The sequence below is a fragment of the Phycisphaeraceae bacterium genome (genome assembly GCA_015709595.1).
Lineage (GTDB): Bacteria > Planctomycetota > Phycisphaerae > Phycisphaerales > SM1A02 > CAADGA01.
This window is the reverse complement of the sequence record CP054178.1, coordinates 2,886,917-2,913,755: the sequence shown is the minus strand read 5'-3', so window position 1 is coordinate 2,913,755 and position 26,839 is coordinate 2,886,917. Positions and strand designations below refer to the sequence as shown.

The window sequence follows — 26,839 nt, the reverse complement described above, 5'->3', positions numbered from 1 at the left end:
GAAGGCGAATCAACCCCCCGCCGCGTTCTCCACCGGCTCGATCTTGGTGGCGATGAACCGCCCGTTCTGCACCTTGCCGGTCACGCGGGCCTTGCGGATGATGTTGCACAGCCCGTCCTTGGCGTGAGCGTCGCCAAAGTCGTCGATGTGGGCGCCATCGACAAAGTACGTCTTGCCGTCGAGGCGCACGGCCAGGTCGCAACCAGTCCCCTTCAACTCGAAGAGGCACTGACCGCAGGCGATCTCGGCGAGGTGATCGGCGACCTCGATGATGGCGGCGCCGCCGTGGTCGTGCCCATCGTGATCGTGATGGGCGTGATCATCGCTGCCGCCCTTGCATCCGACGAGAGCCAGAGCGACCGCGAGGACAACGGAAGCGGCGATGAACGGCCGGAGAGCAGGCGACATGGTGAAGTTCCTTGCGGCGTGGAACAGCGACGGTGAAGCCCGTGGCATGATGGATCACGGGGCGGGCGTGTGACGTGATGGTACGCTCCGCGGACGGTCCGTCGCCACGTCTCGACGCGCGATGGCGCCCGACCCGGAGCCGACGGCTGCGCCGGCACGAGCGGATGATGTGGCCGAACCCGCCTCGCCCTTCAGCCGACGCAGCAGCAGCGTGAGAAGCGTACCCGGTTCCAGGAAGGCCGGCGGCGGGCGAAAGTAAACCTCCGTCAGTCCGTTCGCGTCGGGCTGGCCCACCAGGCGCAACGTCCCGGCGATGCCGGTCATGCGCTCCTCCAGCAGCCCGGGCCGCGCGGTTCGGAAGATGATGTCGCCCTCGTGGCGGCGGATGGAGACGATGCCGATTTCGTGCGCCGCCACGCGCAGGGCGGCCAGGTCGATCAGCGTGCGGGCGGCGCGGGGCGGGTCGCCGTAGGCGGTGGTCAGGTCGTGCTCGAAGCGGGCCAGGTCGGCGGCGGTCTCGACGGTGGCCAGTCGTCGATAGGCCTCCAGCCGCCGCAGATCGGACGGGATGTAATGCCTGGTGAGCGAGCCGGTGACGCCCAGATCGATGTGCGTCTCAACGCGGCGCACCGGGCGTCCCTGCTTGAGCTGCTCGACGGCCTGCTGCAGCAACTGGCAGTACATCTCGTAGCCCACGGCGGAGATGTGCCCTGACTGCTCCGCGCCCAGCAGGTTGCCCGCGCCGCGGATCTCCAGGTCGCGCATGGCGATCTTGAAGCCCGCGCCGAGCATGGAGTAGTCCTCGATGGCGCGCAACCGCCGCACGGCGGTTTCTGTCACCGTGCGGTCGTTGGGGAGCAGCAGGTAGCAGTAGGCGCGGTGCTTGTATCGCCCCACGCGGCCGCGCAGCTGGTGAAGTTCGCTGAGCCCGAACATGTCCGCGTCGTTGATGATCATCGTGTTGGCGGTGGGAATGTCGATCCCCGACTCGATGATGGTGGTGGAGACGAGGATGTCCGCCTGTCGCCGCATGAACCGCAGCATGACCGACTCGAGCTGGCGCGGGGCCATCTGGCCGTGGCCGATGACGATGCGGGCGTCGGGCACGAGCCGCTGCACGGCCTCGGCGACTTCCTCGATGTTGTAAATGCGGTTGTGGACGAAGAAGACCTGGCCTTCGCGGGCGAGCTCGCGCTCCAGGGCCTGCTTCACGCGGCGCTCGTCGTAGGGGATGACCTCGGTGACGATGGCGCGTCGGTCGGCGGGCGGCGTGGTGAGCGATGAAATGTCCCGCAGCCCCAGCAGCGACATGTGCAGCGTGCGCGGAATGGGCGTGGCGGAGAGCGTGAGCACATCGGCGGTCATGCGGAACTGCAGCAGGCGATTCTTGTGCTCCACGCCGAAGCGCTGCTCCTCGTCGATGATGACCAGCCCCAGGTCGGCGAAGCGCACGTCTCTGGACAGCAGGCGGTGGGTGCCGATGATGATGTCCACGCGACCCGAGGCGACTTCCCTGAGGATTGCGTCCTGCTCCTTCTTCGTCTTGAAGCGGCTGAGCGACTCGATGCGGAAGGGATAGTCGGCGAAGCGCCCGCGGAACGTCTGCTCGTGCTGCTCGGCCAGCACGGTGGTGGGCACGAGCACGGCGACCTGCTTGCCGAACTCGACGGCCTTGAACGCCCCGCGAATGGCGACCTCGGTCTTGCCGAAGCCCACGTCGCCGCATACCAGGCGGTCCATGGGACGCTCGTCGCCCATGTCGCGCTTCATGGCGGCGATGGCGGCGAGCTGGTCCTCGGTCTCCGGGTAGGGGAACGCGGCCTCGAACTCACGCTGCCACGCGGTGTCGGCGGGGAATCGGATGCCCGGCATCGCCTCGCGCGTGGCCTGAATACGGATCATGTCCTCGGCGAGATCGCGCACCGCCTCGGCGACCTGCTCCTTCTGCCGCTTCCAGCGCTTGCCGCCCAGGGTGGAAAGCTGCGGCTCGCCCCTGAAGGCCCCGATGTAACGCTGCACGTGATGAATCTCGATGGCGGGCACGTGCAACCGCGCGCCGGAGGCGAACTCGAGGGTGAGATACTCCTGGGGAGTGCTGCGTGCTGAGTGCTGAGTGCTGATGGCGGACGGCGCCACCCCCGCTCCTTCCAGCGGCCCGAAGTCCACGAACCGCGCGATGCCGTGGTCGCGGTGGACCACGTAGTCGCCGACCTGCACATCGAGGAAGGTGTCGATGGCCCGTCCGACGGACATTCGCCGCACGCGCCGCCGCGCCTGGAAGCGGTGCAGCAGCTCGTGGTAGGGCACGAGGGCGATGGGGCGTGCGTCGGTCGAATGACCCGTATTACCGGGCCTCCACACGAAGCCGCGGTGGAGATACCGCACCTGCACGGCGATGTGAGATGGTGCGGAGCGATCCATGACATCGGATGCCTCACGGTTTCCACGGTGTTCAGACAAGAGCTCGCCGAAGCGCTGGGCTTCGCCTTCATTCTGGCAGAACACGATGACGTCGTGATCGCGCGCGAGCGTGACCAGATCGGTGATCCCCTGCCGTGTTTCCTCGCCGAAGGGCGGCAGCGATTCCACCGGCAGATCCACGGTGCGCTCGGGGTCACCGCCCGGCGCCAGGCGGGCCATCTCGATGAGCGTGCGCCCGGGACGCGTCATGGCGGCGAAGACCTCGCGGTGCGTGAACACGCCGCGCGGGTCGGTGAGTCGCTCGAAGTATCCCCGCGCCTGCTCGGCGGCCTCGACCGGCTCGACGAGCACGATCACCGTCTCGGTCGGCAGCAGGTCGAGCAGCGAAGTCGTACCCTCATCGGTCTGCACGCCTTCCGCGGTGGCGGAGATGATCTCGGCCTGCTCAATGCGCCGATCCGAGCCCATCGTCTCCAGGTCGATGTCCCACATCGACTCGACGGTGTCGCCGAACAGGTCCACGCGCACCGGCGCTTCGAGGCCGGGGGCGAACAGGTCGATGATGCCGCCGCGCACCGCGAAGTCGCCGGGCGCGTCGATCACTTCGACGCGGCGGTAGCCCGCCCGCTCCAGCCAGGCGAAGAACTCCCGCAGATCGAGCGTGTCGCCCACGCGCAGCGTGCGATCCAGCCGGCCCACGTGCTCGACATCCGGCACCGACTGCATGAGGGCGTGAACCGGCGCGGCGATGATCGGCGGCGCCGAACCGTCCACGATCGCCCGCACCAGGCGCATCCGCTCCGAGAGCAGTTCGAGATTGACGTTCGACTCCCCCGGAACCGTTTCAAGAGCGGGGAATCGCCGCGCCGGCAGGCCGAACGACGCGAGCTCGTCTGCGGCCTCATCCGCCTCGTCGAGATGGGCGGTCACCAGCAGCACGGGGCGATTGACGATGCGCTGCAGCGCCGCGGCTATCAGGACCGAAGCCGAACCCGTGACGCCCCGGACGACGAGCGACCCGTCTCTCCGGGTGAGGGACGCCAGCCGCTGCACGGCGTCGTCGGCGCGGAGTCGTTCGATTACATCCATACGAGGCGTGTGTTCGGTGTGCGCGCGTGGGCACGCCGCCTCGCAACGGGCGGGGCGGGCAGTCGGATGGGTGAACTGGTCCGATGGTACGCCGCGGAGCGAGAAAGCGAAGATCACTCCCGGCGGGTCGGCGTCCCGGCGTCGGGTGGATCGCACACGACGAAATCACGCACTCGCTCGATGGTTCGCTCGCCGATGCCGGGAACGCGCCGCAGGTTATCGACTGACGAAAAAGGGCCATGCTGCTCACGGTCGGCGACAATGCGCATCGCCATGACCTCGCCGATGCCGGGCAGCAGCGTGAACTCGGCTGCGGGAGCACGGTTGATGTCCACGCGGTTGTCAGGCCACTGAAAGGCCACGGCCGGTCCGCCAGGCGGAGTGTGACGGTGAGGGCGCCGCCACGCCTCGATGGTGACGTACGCCGCAGCCAACGCGACCAGCAGGATGATGCCCCATGACACGGGTTTCGCCGGTGCAATCGGCCGGTGGGGCGCGGCGTTGCCCGTCGTCTGATGACGTTGCTCTTCCGCCCCGGATTCGCCCGGTGATGACGGAGCGACGGCATGGTCCACCTCGGGCGGCATCACGCACCGTTTCGCGCGGGCAGCTTGAGCGGCCCCAGCGGCTTGCGCAGGCGGCGCCGCATGTCGATGAGCCGCTTCAGCGCGGGCTTGGGCTGGCCGTTCGCGTCGATCAGGCCCGAGTGGGGAATGTCGTTCTGTTCGCCATCGTGAAGATCGGACCAGAAGAACGACTCGACGTGGGGCTTGGAGAGCGCCATGCCGAAAATCCGGCCCACCCAGCGGGTCTGCACGTCAGGCGTCCACGGCTCCTGCCAATACCCGCCGTCGCCGGACGCTGACGGCTGGCTTGGCACGCAGATGCCGGTGATGAGCAGCGGCAGTTCGAGCAGGAAGAAGCGATCGAGGATGTGGCTCACCTGCATCAGATCGCGCATCCGCAGCGCTCCGGCGCCGGAACCGAAAGGCAGCCGGATGCCGTAGCAATCGACGCGGATGCCCTCCTGCGTGGCCCGGTCGATGTACGCCAGCGGGGGCAGGGCGTCATCCTGGGTCGCCACGTGCTCACCGAAGGGCTGGACGATCTCCAGCATGGTCCGACCCCGGCGAACCGCCGGAATCGAGTTCCCCTGCTTGACGAGAAGATTGGCCATGCGCGTCAGGTCGAGCATCTGCGCGGGGGTGAACCTGAAGTTGTCATTCACGTTCAGTCCCGCGGCGATGGACCAGATCGACACCGCGTTGCGATAACGGTTCACCACCTTCTCGATGTGGTCATAGGCCATGTCGCGGCAGGTGTCGTAGTCGTGCTGCCACACGTACATCCACCTGGGCAGGGCGCGGGCGGAGAAGTCCAGCAGCGGTCCGGCGACGACCGGGCGACCGTTCTTGTGCGCCCACTGCATCCAGCGATCCACCGGAGCCCAGTCATACTGGCCTTCGGCGACCTCCAGGTCGCGCCAGATCAGCGGCACGTACAACAGGTCGAATTCCTTGGCGAGCAGCTCTGCGGCGGCCTCCGGCGGCTTGCGCGGGGAGATGCGCACACCCAGCGTCGTCGCGGAGGCGGGCTTCGTCGCGTAGCGCCGGTGCAGCAGCACCTCGGCGTGGGCCAGCGCCAGCCGCTCCGTGGCGTCGATCGCCCGGGCCAGCGACTCTCGACCGTAGCGATCCTGCGCCACGGGGTCGGCGTCGTTCAGGCCGAGCGTGAACAACTGCCGCGCTTCCTCCCACGACTTCATGGCGGGGTGATCAGCGCTCAGGTCGAACATCTGCCACTCCTCGCACTTGGCGAGAAAGGTCTTGATGCGATGCCTCGCCAGTTCGTGCGAAAGCACGTAGGGGCGGTCGGAATCCGGCAGCAGGCATGTCTGGAGCACCAGCACGCCGGCCGGACCGGCGTCGTATTGCAGGGCGAGCGCCACCGCCTGCGTGCCGCGCTTGCGGCAGATGATCTCACCGCGCTCGAACCGGATGTCGCCGGGCGCCGCCACGTCATCCGGTCCCAGCAGGTGCGCGTTGACGAGCGCCCACGACTTCGCCGGACCCTGGTCATCGAACACGGCGAAGCGGAGCATGAGCATTCCGTGAGTGAAGGCGACGGGCGACGGTCACGACGATCAAGGCGCCCGTGAGCCGCAACGAGCGGGCCGGGCTCCCCATTCTCCCGGATTCTTCCGTTCTGACAAGGGGCGGTTCCCATCCGGTGGACGGCGCGGCTGAAACCGATACACTCGGTTCAAGGAGACCCGGACATGCTCATGACCAGTGCGAACGCCGTCTACCAGACCAATCTCCCCCTGCCCAACCGACGCCAGGGCAAGGTTCGCGACATCTACGCCCTGCCCCCGTCCGGCGGGAAACCGGGCCGCGTGGTCATCGTCGCCACCGACCGCATCAGCGCGTTTGACGTGGTGCTGCCCACGCCCGTCCCCGGCAAGGGCAAACTGCTGACCGAGATCAGCGTGCACTGGTTCGAGTTCATCCGGAAACTGGGGCTGGTTGGCGACCACCTCATTTCCACCGATCCCGCCGATCTGCCCGACTTGTCGCCCGTCGATCGTGAGTTGCTGGAGGGGCGCGTGATGATCGGGCGAGCCGCCAAGGTCATTCCCATCGAGTGCGTGGCCCGGGGATACATCACCGGGTCGGGCTGGACGGAATACCAGCAGACGGGCAAGGTATGCGGCATCGAGCTGCCGAAGAACCTGCGCGAATGCGAGCAGTTGCCGCAGCCCATCTTCACCCCCGCCACCAAGGCCGACGTGGGCCACGACGAGAATATCGACTTCGACACCGCCGCCCGCGTCGTGGGCCGGCCGCTCATGGAGAAACTGCGCGACCTCACGCTTCGCATCTATTCCGAGGCCGCCGCGTACGCCCGCACGCGCGGCATCATCATGGCCGACACCAAGTTCGAGTTCGGCTGGGCGCTGGACGCCAAGGGTCAGCCGACGGACGAGGTGATCCTCATCGACGAGGTGCTGACGCCCGACTCGTCTCGCTTCTGGCCCGCCTCTGAGTTTCAGCCGGGGCGCAACCAGCGATCCTTCGACAAGCAGTACGTGCGCGATTACCTGCAAGGGCTGGTGAAGGCGGGCCAGTGGGATAAGACGCCGCCCGGTCCTCCGCTGCCGGAGGAGATCGTGCGCAACACGCTGGCGCGATACGAGGAAGCACGCGACCGGCTCTTCGGGTGAACCACGCCGCGCTTCGGCGGCGTCGTGTCCGTGGAGGCATCTTGTGGTCGATCGACTCACCGAACTCCGAGCCATGCTGGCGGACGAGCCGGATGACGTGTTTCTGCTCTACGCGATCGCACAGGAGCACGCCAGACAACACGACTACCCGCAGGCGGTGGCGTTCTACGACCGGGTGATCGAGGTCGATCCCGCACATGGGTACGCCTACTACCACAAGGCGCGCAGTCAGCAGGCCCGCGGCGATGTGAGCGGCGCCCGCGACACGATTCTCGCCGGGCTTTCGCAGATGCGGCTGTCAGGCGACGCCCATGCCGCAGGCGAGCTGGAAGCGCTTCTGGATGAACTGGCGGAGTGAAACGCCATGACGCGGTCCACTGAAGGCAGGCGACGCACGCGATCGACGAAACGCGATCCGTCCGCTCCCGGGCCCGACGCGCCTGTCATTGAGGCCATCGTGCCCGACGCCCGCGACCCCAATCGCCGCCGCGTTCGAGCGGGCGGGCGAGTGGTTGTCACGCTCACGGCGGACGCGGTGGACGTTCTGAATCTGCGGGTTGGACAACCCTGGAGCAACGATCTTCGAGCACGAGTCGCCGAGCGAACACTCTTTGACAACGCCTGGCGCAGCGTGCTTCGGATGCTGAGCCATCGCGCTCTGACGCGAGCGGAAGTGGCGGCTCGGCTGACTCGTCGGAATCTCCCGCCGGACATCGTCGAACGGGTGCTCGCGGACCTGACCGCTCACGGCTGGCTGGATGACGAGCAGGTCGCCCGCGACGCCGCCTCCTCGCTCACCGCGCGCCGACCGATGGCGCGGACCGCCCTGTCGGCGCACCTGGCGGCCCGTGGAATCGACGCGGAAGTCGCCGAGCGAGCGGTCCGCGACGCCGTCGCCGCCGGACAGGAGCGGCACTCCGCCATCGAGTTCGCCCGCGCCAGGCGACGCGGTCTTTCACGGCTGACGCCGCTCGCTCGAATGCGCCGGGTCGCCGCTGCACTGGCCCGTCGTGGATTCGATGAAGACACCATCGCCATCGCCCTGCGCGAGGCGGGGCTTGAGGTCGACTCCGTCACCGACGAGGCGCCACGGCGCTGAACACGCACCCCATCCCTGCTTCGAGCGTCGGTCAACCCAGCCCGCCCGCCAATCGCTTGACCGGGCTGTTTTCTGCCGCATACTATGCGAGACATAGTATATTGCCGCGAGTCGGCGGGAGGCCATCATGCGGGTCGAACGGGAACTGATGCGAGGCGCCGGGCCGGTCGCCGTGCTCAAGCTGCTGGAGCAGCGGGCCATGTACGGCTACGAACTCATCGAGCAGCTCGATTCGCAGACGCAGGGCGTGCTGGCGATGGGCCAGTCCACGCTGTATCCCCTGCTCTACAACCTCGAGGCCAAGCGGCTGATCGCCGGCTCGTGGCGCGAGGCGGACTCGGGCCGCCCGCGCAAGTACTACGCCCTGACCGCCAAGGGAAAGAAACACCTGGCGGGTGAGACGCGGCAGTGGCGACAGGTGGCGCAGGCCATGACATCCCTGGGCGTACTGACCGGGACGATGGAGCCCGGCACGGTGCGGTCCGCGGCAGCGGCGGTGCCAGCGTGAGCGGGCCGGTCGACAATCCGAAAGTGGGCGGCGTGAAGCCGTCGCCGGGGGCCGCCGCGCGATCACGGCGACCGCAGGTTCGCGACCTGGTGGACCAGAGCACGCTGCCGGCGGTGGTGCGGGACATCATCGTCGCGGTGGTGGGCCGCACACGGCTGCGGCGGAGCGAGCGTTTCGAGATCGCCCGCGAACTCATCGCGCACTTCGAGGACGGGCTGGCGGCAGGGCGCGAGCCGGGAGAACTGATCGCGTCCTTCGGCGACCCGCGGCAGGCGGCGGTGCTGATTCGCCGGGCCCGCAAGCGGCAGCGGCCGCTTATCTGGTGGGCTTGGCGTCGCGCGTGGCAGGGCGCGGCCGCCCTCTTCGGGCTGGTGCTGCTGCTGTTGACGTGGTCGTACATCCGCATGGTGTCGGTGTCGCCGACGATATCGCGCGATTACCTGGCGGAGATGAACGCCCGCGCCATCGCCGTGCCGCAGGACGAGCGCGCCTGGCCCCTGGTGCGCGAGGCGATGCTGGCGATCAACGCCGGCCGCACTTCCCAGCACCAGTTCGCCGGCGCTCGCTCCGGCGAGGAAGGGTGGGACGCGCTCCGCCCGATTCTCGAATCCCATGTCAAGGCCCTCGACCTGCTGCGCTCGGTGAAGGACACGCCCGGGCTGGGCTACGTGGCCGGACACTGGATTGCGGCGGAGGATTGGCCGGTGTTCCACCCCGATGTGCCATACGACCCGCCGCCCGCCCCAGTTCAGCCGGGTGAGACGGCAGCGATCGGGACCGGACTCATCGGCGTGCTTCTGCCGCAACTCAGCGTGCTGCGCCAGGCGAGCGTGTGGCTCAAGTCGGACCTGTGGCTGGCGCTGGAAACCGGTGATGGCGAACGGGCGGCGGCCAACCTCCAGGCCATGCTCACGCTCGCCAAACACACCGATGAAACGCCGATGCTCATCAACCAGTTGGTGAAGATCGCCATCCTGCACATGGCACTCACCGAGATCGTCCTGGCGCTGGACGAGCATGCGCAGACGCTCACGGATGCGCACCTCGAACGCCTGGCGCACCGTCTGGCGTCGTTCGGCGGCGGGTCGCTCACCATCGACTTCGCCGGTGAGCGGGCGCTCTTCTACGACCTGCTCCAGCGGATCTATTCCGATGACGGTCAGGGGGATGGGCGGCTGACGGCGGATGGGATTCGTTTCTTCGCCGGCATCGACGATGCCTCGTCCAGCGCGCGCATGCCGCTCATTCAACAACCGCTGCTGCCCCTGTATGGGCTGCTGGCGCCGAGTCGCCGCGACCTTGCGGACGCCTATGAGTCGATTATCGGCGAGGCGGAGCGCGAAAGCCGCATTCCGCTCTGGGAGCGGGGACCGTCGAGAGTTCCCGCCGCCGTGGAGCGACTGCAACAGTCTCCCCTCGACGGGCTGCGATACATGCTGGTCATCCTGCTCGCCCCGGTGTTGGAGCGCTCCACGATTTCCGTGGAGAACACCGCGATGGCGTGCGACGCCGTGCTCACGCTGATCGCCTTGGAGCGCTGGCGCCGCGACCACGGAGGCGTGCATCCCGAGCGGCTTGAACAACTCGTGCCCGAGTATCTCGCGGCACTGCCCACCGACCGCTTCACGGGCGAACCGCTGCGGTACCGACTTGTCAACGGCTCGCCGCTGCTCTATTCCGTCGGCGTGAACCGCGTGGATGACGGCGGACGGCGTTACACATTCCATGCGGAGCGCATGCCTCTGGCGTTCACGGAATGGAAGTCACGCGAGGAGCTGGCGGAACTCAAACGTCGCTCCGACAGCGGCGACCGCAGCACGAACGTCGATCCGGCCATCTTCGACACGGATGTCGTCTTCTGGCCGCTGAAGGACTGACCCCCCCACGCCCCCGCACTCCCCCCCGCTCACGCCCGCATCTCACGCAGCACATCCGGCAGATGCTCCAGCAGGTCGGCGGCGAGCAGACCGGCGTCGCCGTGCTTCGCCGCCCAGCGGTCGGCGGCCAGTCCGTGGACGTGCACCGCCAGCCGGGCGCAGTCGAACAGTCCCAGCCCGCCCTGATGCTCGGGCGTGATCTGTCTCGCCCCCACGCCCAGGTGCGGCTTGTGAAACTGCGCCACGAAGGACGCGACGAGGCCGGTGAGGACATCGCCCGTGCCCGCCGTGGCCAGCGCCACGTTGCCGGTTGTGTTCACCCACGTGCGAAGGCCGTCCGACACGACCGTGCCGGGCCCCTTGAGGACGACCACGCAGCCCAGCCGCCGGGCCAGTTCGCCGGCGGCGTCGGCGCGCTGAGCGGCATCTCCCGGGTCGCGCTCCAGACCCAGCGCGGCGGCCAGACGCCGGAACTCGCCGACGTGCGGCGTCAGGATCGCCTGACACCGGAAGTCGCCGCGGAAGTCAGGCGTCGCCGCCAGTGCGTTGAGGGCATCGGCATCCAACACCAGCGGCACATCCTCCTGCGCCGCCAGCCGGATCACGATCTGCTGCTGCGGCTCACTCGCCCCCAGCCCCGGCCCCACCGCCAGACACGCGAAGGAATGCAGATACTCGTCCAGCAGCGACGCCACCGATGATGGCTTCAGTCGGCCCAGATCATCCACGGGCAGACCCAGACCCGTGGCGCTGGGCGCGACGGTGAGGGCCTCGGCGAGAATCGTCTGCGGCACCGCCAGCACCGCCAGCCCCGCCCCGCCGCGCAGGGCGGCCAAGGCCGACAGCGCCGGGCCGCCCAGCATCAGGCGCGGCATGGCGGCCTGCCCACCCAGCACGGCCACCGTGCCGAAGGTGCCCTTGTGCCCGTCCACGGGCCGCGATGGTAGTTTTGGAAGCGGATCATCCATCGGGCGAAAGCGTAGGAGGCACTGGTCATCAGACAGTAGGCGGCGGTCGGTGTGCCTGTCGGTCCTCGGCTTGGTGCACACAGCACGCAGCACTCGTTGATCTCATCTCATCACTTGATTACTTCGCATCCGCTCGTTCGTATCCCACCTCGACTACTTCGACCTCCAGATTGCCCATCAGGGCAAGCAGGCGTGTGAACTCGTCGCCCAGCACGCCATCGTTGAGCGCGCTGGTGGCGACGAGGATATGGGCCGCGCTGAACGGGCGGTCGATGGTGGCGTCGAGGTCGATCCACCGCCCGTCCACCCACGCCTGCGTCCACATGTGCCAGGCGAAGATGTGTCGCTGGCCCGCGAAGGACTCGGCGTAGACCAGCCCCATGGCCACGCGGGCGGGCACGCCCCGGGCCCGCAGAAGCGCCGCCAGCAGCACGGCGTGCTCGGAGCAGTCGCCCGCCCCCCCGCGCGCCGCCTCGGAAGCCGACGCGAAGGCCGACGCCAGCCCGCCGGCGCGCAGGTGACGATGGACGCCCAGCCGCAGGGCTTCGGCGCGATCACCGGCGTGCTCGATGGCGCCGATGAGCCGCGCGGCCATGTCGGTAATGACGGGGTCGTCGCAGTCGATGAGCGGCGTGGCGGCGAGGTACTTCGGATCGGGTGCACCGCCGTTGGGCGCGTCCTCTTCGGGCGCTTGGCGCACGGGGTCGCCGGGCGTGATGGTGAGAAGCAGCGAGCCGTCCTCCTGCGACGTGACGCGCTGCGAGGCGATCGTGGGCAGCTCGGGCGGCGGGCCTTCCTTCACGCGCAGTCGATACGTAGCCGAGGTGGTGCGGTGCGGAGCGCGGATTCGCTGGCTGGGGCGCACGAAGGTGCGGGCCAGCAGCTCGGGCCCGCCGCCCCAGTCGCGCTGGGCCTCCTCGCGCGTCGAGAGCCGCGCGATGAAACGCATGGACCCCGCGGTTTCGATCGTGCGCACCAGCACGCCGTCCTCGGCGATCCACGACTCGTATGTGCGCATCACGCGGTCGTCCGCGCCGAGTTCACGGACCGTCCAGATGGTGACGGCCAGCGACCTGCCGCCGTGATCAAAGGCGGCCTGGCCGCCGCGCGTCATGTCGATGGCGGCGACGCGCAGCTCGCCGGTGCAGTCGAGCGTTCGGCAGCGGATGGATGCCGCGCCGCCGGCCCGCCGCGACTCGATGAGCACGCTTGCCGCGCGGGGCATGAGCCACGACCCCTCGGGCCGGGGGAGCGTGCGCTCGACGACGCGACCGCCGCGCTCGCTGCGCTCGCGCACCCGACCGTCCTCGAATGTCCACGTGACGGACTCCGGCTCGGCGGAGAGCAGGCGACGAGACGAGGCGGAGACGGGATCGCCGCGATGCGTCTCCACGTACGTGGTGGTCAGTTCCAGCGTGTTGGTCTGGTTCGGCCCGCGCGAGATGGTGAGCTTCTGGTTGACCGTCGTGCGGTAGCAGCGGCCGTCGTCCTCGACGATCTCGGCGGACCAGCCGGCCTTCTGACCGTCGATCTCGACGATGTACCACGACTCCTCGATGACCTTCCAGGTGTCGGCCCGCAGCGATGGGGCCAGGATCCAGCCGCAAAGGACCGCCGCCGCGATGAGCGGCCAGCAGACGCGGCGTCGATGCATGAAGGCCCCGAGCATGATCCTTCCTTCGAGACGCTCATGGTACCGGCTTCCGTCCGAGTCGTTCCCACCCGGCGCCCGAGCGACCTGTCCGTTCCGCCGTCAGGCGGCTGGAGCGCCGCTCACGGATGGACCTGCCCGATCGATCACGTTCCCACGTTCAGCAGGCGGGCCAGCCACTCGATTGGATGCTCCGGGTGCATTCCCGCGCCGTCGCGGATCTGATGGCGGCAGCTCGTGCCATTGGCCAGGATGACGGCGGACTCTTCACCCGCCTCGCGCACAGCTGGCAGCAGCGACTGCTCCCCGATCGCCATCGACAGGTCGAAGCGATGCGGGGCATAGCCGAAGCCGCCGGCCAGGCCGCAGCAGCCCGAATCGAGCACCCGCACACGCTCCGGCCCCAGCAGGCGGCGGAGCAGCGACGGCAGGGCGCTTGGGCCGAGGACGGCCTTGTGATGGCAGTGCTGATGCATCGCGACGACGGCGCGCGCGGCGTCCTCACCCCGGGGATGTGAGATGTCCGAACGCCGGTCCCGCGGATGTTCATCCCACCGGGCGGCGATGAACTCCTCCACCAGCCAGGCGCGGTCGGCCAGCTCGCGCAGACGATCGCGGGCCAGCCCGAGCGTCAGATCGAGCCAGTCATCCTTGATCGCGGAGAGGCAGCTCGGCTCGACGGCGACGATGGCGACGGGCCGCTCGCGCTGAACGAGATCAAGCATCGCCGCCGCCGTGGCGCGGCAGGCATCGACGGCTTCCCGCATCATGCCGACCGACATGAGCGATCGTCCGCAGCAGCCGGCTGGGCCGCCTCCGAAGTTCGGCAGCATCACGCGGTAGCCCAGGTGCTCCAGCACGCGGATCGCCGCCCGGCCGATGTGCGGCTCGTTGAAACAGGTGAAGCAGTCGGGCAGCAGCACCAACGCCGGCGCCTCCTTCACCTTCTCCCCCCCGGAGAGGTCTGGAGCAATGGCTCTCTCCCGCTTCGTCCGCCACGTCAGCAGCGACGGTCCGAACCTCGGCAGCGACCGCCGCGCATCAATGTTCATCGCGCGCCGGATCAGCCACGCCGTCGGCGGGAATCGAGTGAGCAGGTTCGTCAGCGGATACAACGCCGAACCGATTCGGTTGAGCGCGCGCACCCGCCCGATCAGTCGCGTGGCCAGCGGCACCCGCGCCCCCGCGGCGAATCGCTGGCCGAGGTACTCCGCCTTCAGCTTGGCGATGTCCACGTTGCTCGGACACTCGTGCTTGCACGCCTTGCATGAGAGACAGAGATCGAGCGTGGCCAGCGTTTCAGCGTCGTCCCAGGCCGAGACGGGCGACACAGCCGCCGAGGCGCCGAGCGAAGGAGAGGGCTGAGGATCGAGGAATGAGCCATCAGCAGACCGAGGAGCAGGTCTTCGGATATCTGACCGCTGACCGCGGACTTCCGCTTTCTGACCTCTCTCCTTTTCCTCTCCGTGGCCCTCCGCGGCCCTCTGTGTTTCACGCTTCCCCGCCTGCCCCGTGATCGCCAGCCGCAGGGCGTTGCCGCGGCCGCGCGTGGAATGCCGCTCATCCAGCGACGCCCGGTACGAGGGGCACATGGTCCCTCCCCGCGTTCGCCGGCACAGCCCCGCGCCGTTGCACTGCTCCACGGCCTCGCGCAGCCCGTGTTCGTAGTGGAAAAACGTCGGGCCGTCCGGCACGCGCAGCGCCCCGCCCAGCGGGCTGACGCGCAGATGCTCCCGCAGGGCGTGCGGCGAGGGATCGACGATGTTGCCCGGGTTGAGACGGTTGCCGGGGTCGAAGAGCCGCTTGATGTCGCGGAAGGCGGCGATGATCTCGGGGCCGTAGAAGCGCTCCAGCAGGTGCGACCTGGCCCGCCCGTCGCCGTGCTCGCCCGAGAGCGCGCCGCCGAAGCGCACGACAAGGTCCGTCACCTCGCGCGCGATCGCCTCCATCCGGTCGAGGTCGTCCGCCTCGTGCAGGTCGATGAGGGGGCGGATGTGCAGACACCCGACCGAGGCGTGGGCGTAGTACGCCGCCCGCGTGCCGTGCCGGGCCACGATGGCGCGGAACTCGTGCACGAACGCCGCCAGCCGCGCGGGATCGACCGCGGTGTCCTCGATGAAACTCACCGGCTTGCGATTCCCGGGAATCGCGTGCAGCAGCGGCTCGCCGCTCCGGCGCAGGGTCCACGCATCCATCATCGCGGCGGGGTCGGTGTAGACCTGCATTCCCGCATCGCCCACGCCGGCGCGCAGGGCGGCGAAGCGCTCGCTCAGCGCGGCGTCCGCATCGACGGAATACTCCACGTACAGCACCGCGTCCGTGCGGCCCGCGGCGGCCCTTGGCAGCAGGTCCACGTACCCGCGGCACCCGGTGTTGGCCCGCGCCATCTCGATCACCACATCATCGAGCAGTTCCACGGCCGAGGGCTTCGTCGCCAGCACCGGCGCGAGCATCGCCAGCGCGGCGTCCACGCTGTCGAACGCCACGATCGCCAGCCCGCGCCTGGCCGGCAGCGGCACGGCGTTGAGCGTGGCCTCCATCGTCACCGCCAGCGTGCCTTCCGACCCGCACAGCAGGTGCGCCAGGTTCACGCGATCCAGCGTGCCCGGCGTCGAGCGCTCGATCTGATCGAGGATCAGGTCGAGGTTGTAGCCGTTGACGCGGCGGACGATCTTCGGGTACCGGGCGCGGACCGGCTCGCGCACGCGCTGCACGATCGCCGCCACGCGCGCCGTCAGGTCGCGGATGATCGGGTCGCGCTCGCCCGCGCCTTCCTCGAACACGTGCTCCGAGCCGTCGGCCAGCATGGCCCGCAGGGCGATCACGTGCTCCACGGTGCGGCCGTACAGAATCGATCGCGCCCCCGCCGAGTTGTTGCCGATCATCCCGCCCAGCGTGGCGTGGCCGGACGTGGCGACATCCGGCCCGAACACCAGTCCGTGCGGCGCCAGCGCGCGGTTGAGATCATCCAGCACCGCGCCCGGCTCGACCGTGACGCGGCGCGCCTCCGCATCAATCCGCGTCACGCTCCGCAGGAACTTCGAGCAGTCGATCACCAGCGCGCGGTTGACCGCCTGCCCCGCGAGCGACGTGCCCCCGCCGCGCGGCAGAATCACCAGCCCCCGCTCCGCGGCGAACCGCACCACGGCCCGCAGATCATCCAGCGAGCGCGGCAGCACCACGCCCATCGGCTCGACCTGGAAGATGCTCGCGTCGGTGGCGTAGAGCAGCCGATCGTGCCGCCCGAAACGAACCTCGCCCTCGATGCGGGCGCGAAGCGCCGCCGCCAGCGCGCGGTCGTGCGGATCGCCAATGTCAGCGGAAGCGGGCAGGACGGCGAGGTGCAGGTCGGACATGGGTGAAGATGGCGGCACGCGCGAGGCGGCGGACGGGGACCCGGTCGTCGGTCCTCGATATTCGGCCGTTGATGGGCGATTCAGTGACACTCGGAACCCGGAACTCGAACCCTGCAACCCGGCGCTCCCCGCTCCTCAGTCCTTCCCGCCGCCCCCCGCCGCCTTCTCGATCGCCCGCTTGAGGGACTCGGCGTAGTCGCTGGGGAACCCGGCGTGCTGCGACACGACCACGCCATCCGGCCCGATCACGAACGTCGCGGGAATGCCCGTCACGCCGTACAGACCCGCCACCGCGTTGTCGAGGTCGAACAGCACCGGCAGCGTCAGCCCCTGCTCCCGCCAGTACTTCATCGCCCCGGTGCGCTTGTCGGCGGGGCCGGCGCCGGCCTCGAACGTGTTGATCGCGTACACCTCCACCGCCAGCCCCTTCTCCTTCGCCCACGCCGCGACGCGGTGCAGCTCCGGCAACGCGGCCCGGCACGGCGGACACCAGACCGCCCAGAAGTCGATGACCACCACCTTGCCGCGCAGGTCGCCCAGCGCCACGGTGCGCCCGTCCCCGCCCGTCAGCGTGAAGGCCGGCGCGACCTTGCCCACCCACTGCCCCGCCGGGCGCGGCGCCGGCGCCTCCATCTCCCGCGCCTCGCCTTCCGGCGGCTCCGGCCTGGGAACGAGCAGGGTCACGTCGTCAATCTTCGTCCGCGCGCCGGGCTGGAAGGCGAACGAACCCGGCTCCAGCGGCGGATCATGCACCGTGTACGTGAACAGGTACGCGTGCGTCTGCTCACCCTCCGGCACGAACGGCGCGGGCGAGCGATGCGTGATCGAGCGGATGAACATCGTGCGCGGGTCGAGGTTGATCGACATCGACGACTCGTCGCCCTTCAGTTCGATCGTGCGCACCGGCTGACCGTCCACCGTGCGGTCGCTCACCGACCGCGGCAGCAGATCGGGCGTGTCGGCGAAGATCTCCATCAGCAGCTCCTCCGTGTCGTCGCCGCCCCAGAACACCGCCAGGTGCGGCAGCGGAATGCGGTCGAACCGCCCGAAGCAGTCGTACACGATGAAACTGTTGATGAACTCGGTCGCCTCCACCTCGAAGAACTGCGCATCATTGGACTTGTGGATCAGCCGGATTCTTCCATCGCCCACGTACACGGTGTAGTCGTCGTAGGTGAGGCGCCCGCGGCCCCCCTTGCTGAACACGATTTCCGCCGTGCGGCTGGTCCGCTCCAGCGGCTGACCCGGTTTGGGCGTCAGCATCTCGATCTCGCACTTCACCGTCACGCTGGGCGTCTCGCGGTGCCGCTTCACCATCTCCGCGAAGGTGCGCAGCGCCGTCGCATCGGGCGGCGCGGCCGCAGCGGTCACCGCGCCGCACGCCGCCAGGCACGCCAGCACGAACGACGCTGCGGCTCCATTCCGTCTTCGCATGGTGGATCCCTCCCGGGGGGCGCGGCGGCCCCACCATCATACGGCGATCCGCCGCGCGCCGATCACGGCTGCGAACAGCAGCCGCGCCGCCGCGCCTCGTCCCGCAGAACGCCGATGGACCGCTTCAGCACCGGGTGGACCACGCCCGCCGCGATCTCCGCCAGCGGCTCCAGCACGAACGCCCGCTCGTGCATCCGCGGATGCGGCAGCGTCAGACCCGGCTCCTCCACGACCAGGTCGCCCATCAGCAGCAGGTCCAGGTCGATCGTGCGCGGCCCCCACCGCTCCGCAGGACGCCGCACGCGCCCCAGTTCACGCTCGACGCCCAGCAGCACCTCCAGCAGGTCGCGCGGCGAACGCGACGTCGCCAGATGCGCCGCGGCGTTGAGAAACCTCGGCTGATCCGCATCACCCACCGGGTCAGTCTCGTGAAACGAACTGACCGCGACGACGCGGACCCCCGGCGTCCCACCCAGCAGCGCCAGCGCCCGCCGCAGATGCCCGGCGCGATCGCCCAGGTTCGAGCCCAGCGCGATGAAGGCGCTCCGCTCGACTCCCGCCTTCAGCGAGCCGCGACCGTCAGGGAGCGGGTGAGGCGCCGCCTTCAGCGAGCCGCGACCGTGAGGAAGCGGTTGGTGCGCCGATTCTTCCGAGCCCTCATTCGATTGTTCAACGTTCACCTGGCGGTTGCTCGCTCTCATCCCGACCAAACCCACCGCTCCCTCACGGTCGCGGCTCGCTTTCCGCCATCGTACTCACCACCTCGCCCAGCAGCGGCGTGCGCCGGTCCACGCCGAGGGCCGCCCAGCGCGCCATCTGCAGCGCCGTGCGCGCGGCCCGCTCGCGGATGGCCTCGCGGTCGCCCCCGAAGCGGAAGTGACGCGCCCATGTCTCCACCGCGTCGCCCGACGTCCGCCCGCAGCCGATCCACACCGTCCCCACCGGCTTGGCCTCCGTCCCGCCGTCCGGTCCCGCCACACCCGTGATGGACACCGCCAGGTTGCTCTGGGCCCGGCGCAGCGCGCCCCCGGCCATCGCGCACGCGACCGGCTCCGACACCGCCCCATGCGCCCGGATCATCGCCATCGGAACATCCAGGCACGCGACCTTCAGGTCGTTGGAGTACGTCACCCACCCGCCCCGGTACCACGCGCTGGAGCCGGGCGCCGACGTGATGAGCTGCCCCGCCAGGCCGCCGGTGCAGGATTCCGCCGTGGCGATGGTCAGCCCCCGCTGCGCCAGTTCCCGCAGCAGCGCGGCGGGCAGCGACTCACCATCGCACCCGTACGCGTACGGCGACAGAATCGGCTCCACCTCGCGCCGGGTCTGCTCCGCGTCCCTTGCCGCCTGCGCCGCCGGGCCGCGGGCGTAGATGCGCACGCTCACCATCGACCCCCCCGCCGCGGTGCCGACCTGCGGCTGCCGGTCGCGCGACAGGATCGAACCCAGCCGCTGCGCCAGGTCGGACTCGCCGAGGCCGCAGGTGTGAATGCTGCGGATCACCGTCACCTGCCGGTCATCCCGTGGCAGACAGGCATCCGCGTTCTCCTCGAACATCGGCTTCATCTCGCGGGGCACGCCGGGCATCACGAGGATGCGGCAGCCCCCCTCGCCCCATGCGGCGGCGATGCCGGGGGCGGTGCCGTGCGCGTTGGGAATCATCACCGCCCCGCGCGGCCGCTGCGCCTGCCGACGGTTCGACTCCGGCATGGCCCGCCCCGTGCGGGCGAACCAGCGCTCGATGAGCCGCTCCGCCGCCTCGTCCCGCTCCAGCGGCTCGCCGGGGGTGAGCACATCGCCCAGCGCTTCCCGCGTCAGATCATCCGGCGTCGGACCCAGCCCGCCCGTGATGACCAGCGCACCGACGCGCACGCCCAGCTCGCGGATCGCCTGAGCGATGCGGGCTCGATCGTCGGGAACGGACCGCGTCTCTACAACCGTCAGCCCGCGGGCGATGAGCCGCCCCGCCAGCCACGACGAGTTCGTGTCCACCGTCAGCCCGGTGACCAGTTCATCGCCGATGGAGAGAATCGCGGCGTTCATCGGGACAGGGTACGAGGGATCAAGGCATCAAGGCATCCAGACGCCGAGGGATCGAAGCAACGGGCACACCGAACGGCGGAACCGGAGCGCCGGAGAACAGGCACTCGATCCACCGATGAACACGGATGAGCACGGATGGTCAGAACTCAGAGATCATGCTCTGAATCTCCGTTCATCGGTGTTCATCGGTGGACTCCCCCCGGTTTCCGGACACGCCGTGGCGTGGGAGGGGTCGCTCCCTGAGCGAGCCGCGACCATCCGTGCGTGAGCCGCGACCATCCCTGAGCGAGCCGCGACCGTGAGGGAGCGGTCGGCCCGCGCCGTGGCGTGAGAGGGGGCGCTCCCTGAGCGAGCCGCGACCGTGAGGGAGCGGTCGGCCCGCGCCGCCAGGTGGGGGGGCCGCGCCGTGGCGTGAGAGGGGGCGCTCCCTGAGCGAGCCGCGACCATCCCTGAGCGAGCCGCGACTATCCGTGCGTGAGCCGCGACCATCCGTGAGCGAGCCGCGACCATCCGTGAGCGAGCCGCGACCGTGAGGGAGCGGTCGGCCCGCGCCGTGGCGTGAGAGGGGGCGCTCCCTGAGCGAGCCGCGACCATCCCTGAGCGAGCCGCGACCGTGAGGGAGCGGTCGGCCCGCGCCGTGGCGTGAGAGGGGGCGCTCCCTGAGCGAGCCGCGACCATCCGTGAGCGAGCCGCGACCGTGAGGGAGCGGTCGGCCCGCGCCGTGGCGTGAGAGGGGCGCTTCCTGAGCGAGCCGCGACCGTGAGGGGCGGTCGCCCGGCGCGCCGTGGCGTGAGAGGGGCGCTCCTGGGCGAGCCGCGACCGTGAGGAGCGGTCGGCCCGCGCCGTGGCGTGAGAGGGGCGGCTCCCTGAGCGAGCCGCGACCACCCGTGCGTGAGCCGCGACCATCCGTGAGCGAGCCGCGACCGTGAGGGAGCGGTCGGCCCCGCGCCGCCAGGTGGGGGGCCGCGCCGTGGCGTGGGGGGGCCGCGCCGTGGCGTGGGGGGGCCGCCATCTTGCAAAGTCCCCGCGCGCAATTGACAAGGGAACGCGCGCCTTGAACAAGGGAACGCTTCCCTTGAACGAGGGAGAGCGGGACTTTGCAAAGGGAAGGAGGGACTTGAACGTGGCGCGCGGGGACTTTGCAAAGGGAACGCGGGACTTTGCAAAGGGAACGCGGGACTTTGCAAAGGGAACGCGGGACTTTGCAAAGGGAACGAAGGACTTTGCAAAGGGAGCCAGGGACTTTGCAAGGGGAGAGCGGGACTTTGCAAGATCAGCGGTGGGCGGATGCGCGGCCCGTGGGGATTGTGCGGGTTGTTCGGGCGCACGGACTGCGCCGCCGCCGGATGGTGCGGGTTGTGCGGGCATCTGGTTCGCGCGGCGGGGTCGGCCGGGTGCTGGTCCCCCGGGCGTGGCGGGTTTCGCGGACGGGGCTGCCACGACTCGGAACCCGGAACTCGGAACCCGCAGTTCACGCCGCACTCAGCACTCAGCACCCAGCACTCAGCACTTCTCAGCCCCCCCATCCACTCGTGCGTACCCCGTGTCGGGGTTGCCCACCTCGTGGAGCGCCAGGGTGTTGGTGTTGCGGGCGACGCCCAGCGGGCTGCCGGCCATGAGGATGCAGCGGTCGCCCAGTGCGGCCCAGCCGTCCTTCAGCAGCAGGTCATCGACCCGGCGTGTGAAGTCGGCCAGCGAGTGCGGCGGCTCCATGTGGATCGGCGTCACGCCGCGGAGCAGTTGCATCTGGCGCAGGGCCCGTTCGTCGCCGGAGAGGGCGATGATGGGAATCTGGAAGTTGTTCTGACTCAGCAGCCGCGCCCCGCCGCCCCGCTGCGACCAGACCACGATGAGTTTCGCGCCGTAGTCGCGTGCGATCGTCCACGCCCCGTGGGCCAGGGCGGCGGTACGGTACCGCGACGCCACCAGCCGCAGCGGCGGCGAGGCGCTCTGCGGCTGCTGCGACAGGTACGCCTCGGTGTGCTGGGCGATGAGGCGCATGTGATCGACGGCGAGCACCGGGTACCGGCCCACCGCCGTCTCGCCGGAGAGCATGACGGCGTCGGCCCCGTCGAGGATCGCGTTGGCCACGTCGCTGGCCTCGGCGCGGGTGGGCATGGGCGACTGGATCATGGACTCGAGCATCTGGGTGGCGACGATGCAGGGCTTGCCGTGGTCCGCCGCGGCCAGCACGATGCGCTTCTGGATCACGGGCACGCGGGCCAGTTCCAGTTCCACGCCCAGGTCGCCGCGGGCCACCATGATGCCGTCGGCCTGCTCGAGGATCTCATCCACGCGCTCGACCGCCGAGGGCTGCTCGATCTTGGCGATGATCGGCACATGAAACCCCGGCTCACGCGATGCGGCGTGCGCGGCGATCAACTCGCGCAGGCGGACCACTTCGGCCGCGCTGCGCACGAAGGAGAGGGCGAGGAAGTCCAGCCCCTGCTCCACGGCCCATTTCACGCACGTAAGGTCGTGATCGGAGAGGGCCTCGGCGGAGACGTGCGTGTCGGGCAGGTTGATGCCCTTGCCCGAGGTGACCACCCCCCCCACCGTCACGCTGCACTCCAGTTCATCGGCGCGCTTGGCGACGACCAGCATGCGGATGGCGCCGTCGGCGATGAGCGCGCGCTGGCCCGGCTCGACATCATCCACCAGCCGCTCGTACGTGCTGCCGAAGCACGCGGGCCGGGCGGCGGGCGAGGCGATGAACGTGCCGCGCCGCAGGAGCACCGTGTCGCCGGGCGCCAGTTCCACGCCCGGATCGGCCACTTTGCCGATGCGGATCTTCGGGCCCTGCAGATCGCCCAGCACGGCGACGCGGCGGCCCGCCTCGGCGGCGAGCGAGCGGATGGCCGTGAGCACGTCCGCGTGGGCTTCGAGCGAGCCGTGGCTGAAGTTGAGGCGGAAGACCGACACGCCCGCATCGATGAGCCGCGTGAGGACATCGCGGCCGCGTGAGGCGGGACCGATGGTGGCGATGATCTTGGTGAGCGGCGGCGTGTGGCGCATCGGCATGGGGGATGGTACGGGGGGAGGTGCTGAGTGCCACGTTCTGAGTGCTGAGTGCTGAGTGCTCAGGGAGTTCCGGGATCCGAGTGCCGAGTTCCGAGTGCTCGGACCGACAATCATCAACCGAGAACCGACAACCACGCGTGAGCCGGCGCCCAGTGCCTAGCGCCGAATGCCTGATGCTTCCGCCACCCACTCGTAGTTCCCGCGGAAGAACGCCGCCGCCAGCGACCGCAGCGTTTCTTCCGGCCCGCGCTCGCGCGGCCAGAGTTCCGCGTCGCTCCACCCGCCGCGGAGCCAGCCGTCGCGGACGGCGGCGAGCACGGACGGGTCGGCGAGGGAGTACGTCGCACCCTGCGGACCGGGAATCGTGGGCATGGCGTCGAAGCGTTCGAGCATCTCCCGCAGGGCGGGGTCGGTCACCTCCGCCGCGGTGACCAGGCCGCCGCCGGGCGGATAGGCGGGATGGCTCACAATGGCCCGCCAGGCGCGGGTCAGGGCGGCGTGCTGATCGATGGCCATGGCGCTGAAGAGCACCGGCAGCAGGGCGCCGTAGGCCGGGTCGAAGGTGTCGAAGGGCTGGGCGAAGTCGTAGGGGTTGACGCGATCGACGAAGCGGTGCAGGTATCGGGTGTAGAAGCCGCGGATGATGGGCAGCCGCCGCAGTTCGTAGCGGTCCGGTCCGAGCCCGTCGTCGCGCGGCTCATCGTGCCGGAACTGCCAGAGCGACTGGGCTTCGTCGGTCAGGCAGAACAGCATGAAGCGCGTGGCGAGCGCGGGCTGCGGCGCCCCGCGCAGCAGGGAGACGGGATCGGCGTCGATGGCCCCTTCGCCGGGGGGATCGATGTAGCCCAGCCGGTCGGGGTCGCCGGCATCGGCGATGGCCTGGGACTGGTAGCGTCCGTAGAAGTCGATGCACACGCCGGCGGCGGCGTCGCCCTGGCTGACGTCGATGGGCACCTTGCTGGAGCTGGCGGAGAAGTAGCGTGCGTTGGCGGCGGCGCGGCGCAGCACCTGCCAGCCGCGCGTCCACCCGGCGCGCTGGAGCACGGTGTCGAAACTCTTGGCGGTGGAGCCGGACTGGGCGGGGTTGCCCAGCGCCACCCAGCCCAGCAGGCGGGGGTGCGTCAGATCGACCCAGCCGCGCGGCGGCGGCAGCCCCAGTTCCGTCAGCGCGGGACGGTTGTACACGATGCCGAAGCCGGAGAGCGCGGCGCCCAGCCAGTGGCCCTCGGGGTCGAAGAGCGGGTTGCCGCCGATGTCGGCGCCGCCGTACACCTCGGTGAGCGTGGCCGCGCCGAAGTGCCGCCTCAGGTCGCGCGGGTGGAACGTGACCGGCTCGCTGATGGGCACGCGCACGGCCTGGCCGTCGATGGTGATGGTCACGCCCTGTTTGATCTTGTCATGCTCGTACTGTCCGCCGCCGAAGAGCAGGTCGGCGTTGCCGCCCACGGGCCGTCCATCCCGCGCGGCGGCGGCGAACTGGGATTCGAGCATGCGCCGGATGTCGTTGGTGCCGCCGGGGACGGACCAGACGACGCTGACCCGCTCGCCGTAGTGCGTTTCGTGCCACTGCTCGAACGCGCGGCCGAACTCGTGGCGGATCTGCTCGTTGTGGGGCGTGAGGATGATGATCTGGCGGGCGTCGGCGGGCGGCGGGAGATCGGTCGATCGGCGGAAGAGGAACGGGGCCGCCAGCAGCCCGAGGAACGCGATCAGGATCAGCCAGCGCGGTTCGCGCACGGTTCACCTCAGGCCGACGGCGCGGCCGATCTGCTCGGCGAAGGCCGCCGCCGCGTCGGCGACGGCGCGGGTCCAGCCGGGGTCGTCGGGCCTGAAGGCGTAGATCACGGAGCGGCTGGCGGTGATGACGGCCCCGCGCCCGTCGGGGTGAAAGCAGGCGAGCACGTCATCCACGCCCGCCCCCTGCGCGCCGAAGCCGGGGACGAGGAAGATCTGCCTCGGCATGAGGCGGCGCAGGGATGCGGCGTCCTGGCGCTTGGTGGCCCCCACCACCGCGCCCAGCGCGCTGTAGCCCTGTGAGCCGATCGAGGACTCGCCGATGGATGCGACGTGGGCGGCGACGTGCATGGCGACGGAATCGCCCGAGGCGAGCGGCGCGGCCTGGATGGCGTCGCCCCCGGGGTTCGACGTGCGCACGAGGGCGAAGGCGCCCCTGCCGGGCTTGAGGAAGGGCTCGATGCCGTCGCGCCCGAGGTAGGCGTTGATGGTGATCCAGTCGGCGTGCATGGGCGCGCCGGGGTCGAACGCGGCGGCGGCGTAGTGCTCGGCGGAGATGCCGATGTCGCCCCGCTTGGCGTCGAGAATGACTTCCAGCCCCAGCCCTTCCGCGTGACGCGACACGCGCTCCAGCGCGGCGACGCCGCGCGAGCCGTACCGCTCGTAGCAGGCGGACTGGAGCTTCACGCACGCCACGACAGGAGCGACGGCGGTCAGCAGATCGCGGCTGAAGCGCTCGATGGCTTCGACAGGGTCGCCGCCGTGACGCAGCGGCGCGGGGAGACGATCCAGCACCGGGTCCAGCCCCACGCACGTCGGCGCACGAACGCGGGAGATGGCCGCGAGCAGACGATCCGCCGCGTGGGCGGGCCTGGAGACGGCTGGATCGGCCTGCGTGGACATGGGTGCGGTCGTGGCGTGCATGGATAGGATCGTGGTGGTCGCGGCGATACTGTATGGGCGTCGTGCCGGTGGGGCGTGATTGAACTTCGCCATCGTGACCTCCTCACCTGTCCATCTTGATCTGGAGAAGGACGCCGGGCTGACGGTCCGCTGGGCGGACGGTTCGGAGACGTTCTACCCGCTGGTGTTCCTTCGCCGCATGTCGCCCTCGGCGGACGCCAGGGAGCTGCGCGAGCAGATGGCTCGGAATCCGCTGACCGTTCTGCCCGCGGGCGCGGCCTCGCGCGGGCCGCTCACCGCGGTGGATGCCGAACTTGTCGGCAACTACGCCATTCGCATCCGGTTCTCCGACGGGCACGAAACAGGCATCTACTCGTGGGAGTACCTGCGGCAGTTGCGGGATGATCCGAACCGGGAGGCGACAGGTACGAGGCGCTAGGCGCCGGGGGAAGGGATCGAGGCATCGAGGGATCGAGGGATCAAGGCATCGAGGGATCGGGGGCCAGCGTCTTTCACCTGCTGATCGGTGCATCGTCCCGCGCTGCGCGGAACCCGGAACCCGGAACTCGAAACTCCCTCACTACTCCTCACTCAGCACTCCCGCATGTCACCCCCCCTTCCCATGCATGCGCCGAACCTCGTCCCGGACCCGGGACTGGTGGCGCACCCACGGGCGTGCCTGTTCGCCGTCCGAGTGACGACGGAGCACGCCGGCAACCCCGCGGGACACGTGTGGAACGTGGAGTACGTGCGGTGGATCGACCACGTGGCCGAGCGGCATGCCGCCCTGCTGGGCTGGACGAGGGATCGCCTGATCGAACTGGGCGCGCTGTGGTTCGTGGCGCGGCACGAGATCGACTACCACGACGAGGCCCATGTGGGAGATGACCTGGTCGTCGCCACCTGGGTCCGCTCGCAGCGACGGGTGCGGTCGTGGCGGGAGACGGTGATCTACCGGGCGGTGGATGGTCGGCTGATCTGCCGGGGCGTGACGATGTGGGCCCTGGTGGACCTGGGAAGCCGTCGCCCGAGGCGGATTCCTGACGAGATGGCGCGATCCTTCGAGCCGTTGGCCGATGAAACCTCCTGAACCTGCCGAGCGGA

General features: G+C 69.7%; 20 protein-coding genes. 7 read left to right on the top strand and 13 right to left on the bottom strand.

Going from position 1 to position 26,839, the window contains the following annotated elements:
- Window positions 1–9: 9 nt before the first annotated feature.
- The 4 genes from HRU76_12330 to HRU76_12315 form a co-directional block, all read right to left on the bottom strand.
- On the bottom strand, window positions 10–270 hold the full coding sequence (locus HRU76_12330) for a hypothetical protein (protein ID QOJ19184.1): 261 nt from the start codon (window positions 268–270) through the stop codon (window positions 10–12).
- Window positions 271–462: 192 nt separating this feature from the next.
- Complete coding sequence (gene mfd, locus HRU76_12325) at window positions 463–3,918, bottom strand: transcription-repair coupling factor (protein ID QOJ18324.1); 3,456 nt, start codon at window positions 3,916–3,918, stop codon at window positions 463–465.
- A 113-nt stretch (window positions 3,919–4,031) separates the two neighbouring features.
- Window positions 4,032–4,508 (bottom strand): helix-hairpin-helix domain-containing protein, encoded by a 477-nt coding sequence (locus tag HRU76_12320; GenBank protein ID QOJ18323.1) that lies wholly within the window; start codon window positions 4,506–4,508, stop codon window positions 4,032–4,034.
- Window positions 4,505–6,019: an endo-1,4-beta-xylanase gene (locus tag HRU76_12315; protein QOJ18322.1), complete on the bottom strand. Its 1,515-nt coding sequence runs from the start codon at window positions 6,017–6,019 to the stop codon at window positions 4,505–4,507. The genes HRU76_12320 and HRU76_12315 overlap by 4 nt, the downstream gene beginning before the upstream one ends.
- A 183-nt stretch (window positions 6,020–6,202) precedes the next feature.
- On the opposite strand from HRU76_12315, the gene HRU76_12310 reads away from it, so the two are divergent.
- From HRU76_12310 to HRU76_12290, 5 genes are all read left to right on the top strand, one after another.
- The gene (locus tag HRU76_12310; protein QOJ19183.1) at window positions 6,203–7,141 is read left to right on the top strand and encodes a phosphoribosylaminoimidazolesuccinocarboxamide synthase; all 939 of its coding nucleotides are present in this window, start codon (window positions 6,203–6,205) and stop codon (window positions 7,139–7,141) included.
- A 43-nt stretch (window positions 7,142–7,184) separates the two neighbouring features.
- Complete coding sequence (locus HRU76_12305; GenBank protein QOJ18321.1) at window positions 7,185–7,499, top strand: tetratricopeptide repeat protein; 315 nt, start codon at window positions 7,185–7,187, stop codon at window positions 7,497–7,499.
- A 6-nt stretch (window positions 7,500–7,505) separates the two neighbouring features.
- On the top strand, window positions 7,506–8,240 hold the full coding sequence (locus HRU76_12300; protein ID QOJ18320.1) for a RecX family transcriptional regulator: 735 nt from the start codon (window positions 7,506–7,508) through the stop codon (window positions 8,238–8,240).
- 127 nt (window positions 8,241–8,367) lie between these two features.
- On the top strand, window positions 8,368–8,748 hold the full coding sequence (locus tag HRU76_12295) for a helix-turn-helix transcriptional regulator (protein ID QOJ18319.1): 381 nt from the start codon (window positions 8,368–8,370) through the stop codon (window positions 8,746–8,748).
- A complete protein-coding gene (locus HRU76_12290; GenBank protein QOJ18318.1) occupies window positions 8,745–10,625 on the top strand; it encodes a hypothetical protein in 1,881 nt (626 codons plus the stop codon). Before HRU76_12295 ends, HRU76_12290 begins: the two co-directional genes overlap by 4 nt.
- Before the next feature lie 29 nt (window positions 10,626–10,654).
- Here HRU76_12290 and HRU76_12285 read toward each other — a convergent pair whose 3' ends face one another.
- The 9 genes from HRU76_12285 to pyrF all read right to left on the bottom strand — a co-directional run bounded on the left by HRU76_12285 (window position 10,655) and on the right by pyrF (window position 25,735).
- Window positions 10,655–11,557: an NAD(P)H-hydrate dehydratase gene (locus HRU76_12285; GenBank protein QOJ18317.1), complete on the bottom strand. Its 903-nt coding sequence runs from the start codon at window positions 11,555–11,557 to the stop codon at window positions 10,655–10,657.
- 154 nt (window positions 11,558–11,711) lie between these two features.
- Window positions 11,712–13,262, bottom strand: coding sequence for a transglutaminase family protein (locus HRU76_12280; protein QOJ18316.1), 1,551 nt, complete (start codon window positions 13,260–13,262; stop codon window positions 11,712–11,714).
- Window positions 13,263–13,390: 128 nt separating this feature from the next.
- Window positions 13,391–16,600, bottom strand: a complete 3,210-nt coding sequence (locus HRU76_12275) for an FAD-binding protein (protein QOJ18315.1) — start codon at window positions 16,598–16,600, stop codon at window positions 13,391–13,393.
- A gap of 135 nt (window positions 16,601–16,735) precedes the next feature.
- On the bottom strand, window positions 16,736–18,034 hold the full coding sequence (locus HRU76_12270; protein ID QOJ18314.1) for a TlpA family protein disulfide reductase: 1,299 nt from the start codon (window positions 18,032–18,034) through the stop codon (window positions 16,736–16,738).
- A 62-nt stretch (window positions 18,035–18,096) separates the two neighbouring features.
- Window positions 18,097–18,735 carry a 2-amino-4-hydroxy-6-hydroxymethyldihydropteridine diphosphokinase gene (gene folK / locus HRU76_12265; protein QOJ18313.1) on the bottom strand — a complete coding sequence of 213 codons (639 nt, stop codon included), beginning with the start codon at window positions 18,733–18,735 and terminating at the stop codon, window positions 18,097–18,099.
- Window positions 18,736–18,757: 22 nt separating this feature from the next.
- Entirely contained in the window at window positions 18,758–20,077 is a 1,320-nt protein-coding gene (locus HRU76_12260; GenBank protein QOJ18312.1) for a CinA family nicotinamide mononucleotide deamidase-related protein, read from the bottom strand.
- A 1,503-nt stretch (window positions 20,078–21,580) separates the two neighbouring features.
- Window positions 21,581–23,098: a pyruvate kinase gene (pyk, locus tag HRU76_12255; GenBank protein ID QOJ18311.1), complete on the bottom strand. Its 1,518-nt coding sequence runs from the start codon at window positions 23,096–23,098 to the stop codon at window positions 21,581–21,583.
- 156 nt (window positions 23,099–23,254) lie between these two features.
- Window positions 23,255–24,835 carry an extracellular solute-binding protein gene (locus HRU76_12250; GenBank protein QOJ18310.1) on the bottom strand — a complete coding sequence of 527 codons (1,581 nt, stop codon included), beginning with the start codon at window positions 24,833–24,835 and terminating at the stop codon, window positions 23,255–23,257.
- Window positions 24,836–24,838: 3 nt separating this feature from the next.
- Entirely contained in the window at window positions 24,839–25,735 is an 897-nt protein-coding gene (pyrF, locus tag HRU76_12245; protein ID QOJ19182.1) for an orotidine-5'-phosphate decarboxylase, read from the bottom strand.
- A 94-nt stretch (window positions 25,736–25,829) separates the two neighbouring features.
- On the opposite strand from pyrF, the gene HRU76_12240 reads away from it, so the two are divergent.
- Window positions 25,830–26,174, top strand: a complete 345-nt coding sequence (locus tag HRU76_12240; protein QOJ18309.1) for a DUF971 domain-containing protein — start codon at window positions 25,830–25,832, stop codon at window positions 26,172–26,174.
- Between the two features lie 165 nt (window positions 26,175–26,339).
- Window positions 26,340–26,825: an acyl-CoA thioesterase gene (locus tag HRU76_12235; protein QOJ18308.1), complete on the top strand. Its 486-nt coding sequence runs from the start codon at window positions 26,340–26,342 to the stop codon at window positions 26,823–26,825.
- Window positions 26,826–26,839 lie beyond the last annotated feature (14 nt).

Excerpts from the sequence above, each read along its gene's own strand:
- pyrF (QOJ19182.1), bottom strand. The coding sequence starts at position 25,735 with ATGTCCACGCAGGCCGATCCAGCCGTCTCCAGGCCCGCCCACGCGGCG.
- HRU76_12260 (QOJ18312.1), bottom strand. The coding sequence starts at position 20,077 with ATGAACGCCGCGATTCTCTCCATCGGCGATGAACTGGTCACCGGGCTG.
- HRU76_12270 (QOJ18314.1), bottom strand. The coding sequence starts at position 18,034 with ATGCGAAGACGGAATGGAGCCGCAGCGTCGTTCGTGCTGGCGTGCCTG.
- HRU76_12295 (QOJ18319.1), top strand. The coding sequence starts at position 8,368 with ATGCGGGTCGAACGGGAACTGATGCGAGGCGCCGGGCCGGTCGCCGTG.
- folK (QOJ18313.1), bottom strand. The coding sequence starts at position 18,735 with ATGAGAGCGAGCAACCGCCAGGTGAACGTTGAACAATCGAATGAGGGC.
- mfd (QOJ18324.1), bottom strand. The coding sequence starts at position 3,918 with ATGGATGTAATCGAACGACTCCGCGCCGACGACGCCGTGCAGCGGCTG.
- HRU76_12310 (QOJ19183.1), top strand. The coding sequence starts at position 6,203 with ATGACCAGTGCGAACGCCGTCTACCAGACCAATCTCCCCCTGCCCAAC.
- HRU76_12235 (QOJ18308.1), top strand. The coding sequence starts at position 26,340 with ATGTCACCCCCCCTTCCCATGCATGCGCCGAACCTCGTCCCGGACCCG.
- HRU76_12275 (QOJ18315.1), bottom strand. The coding sequence starts at position 16,600 with ATGTCCGACCTGCACCTCGCCGTCCTGCCCGCTTCCGCTGACATTGGC.
- HRU76_12315 (QOJ18322.1), bottom strand. The coding sequence starts at position 6,019 with ATGCTCCGCTTCGCCGTGTTCGATGACCAGGGTCCGGCGAAGTCGTGG.
- HRU76_12300 (QOJ18320.1), top strand. The coding sequence starts at position 7,506 with ATGACGCGGTCCACTGAAGGCAGGCGACGCACGCGATCGACGAAACGC.
- HRU76_12280 (QOJ18316.1), bottom strand. The coding sequence starts at position 13,262 with ATGCTCGGGGCCTTCATGCATCGACGCCGCGTCTGCTGGCCGCTCATC.
- pyk (QOJ18311.1), bottom strand. The coding sequence starts at position 23,098 with ATGCCGATGCGCCACACGCCGCCGCTCACCAAGATCATCGCCACCATC.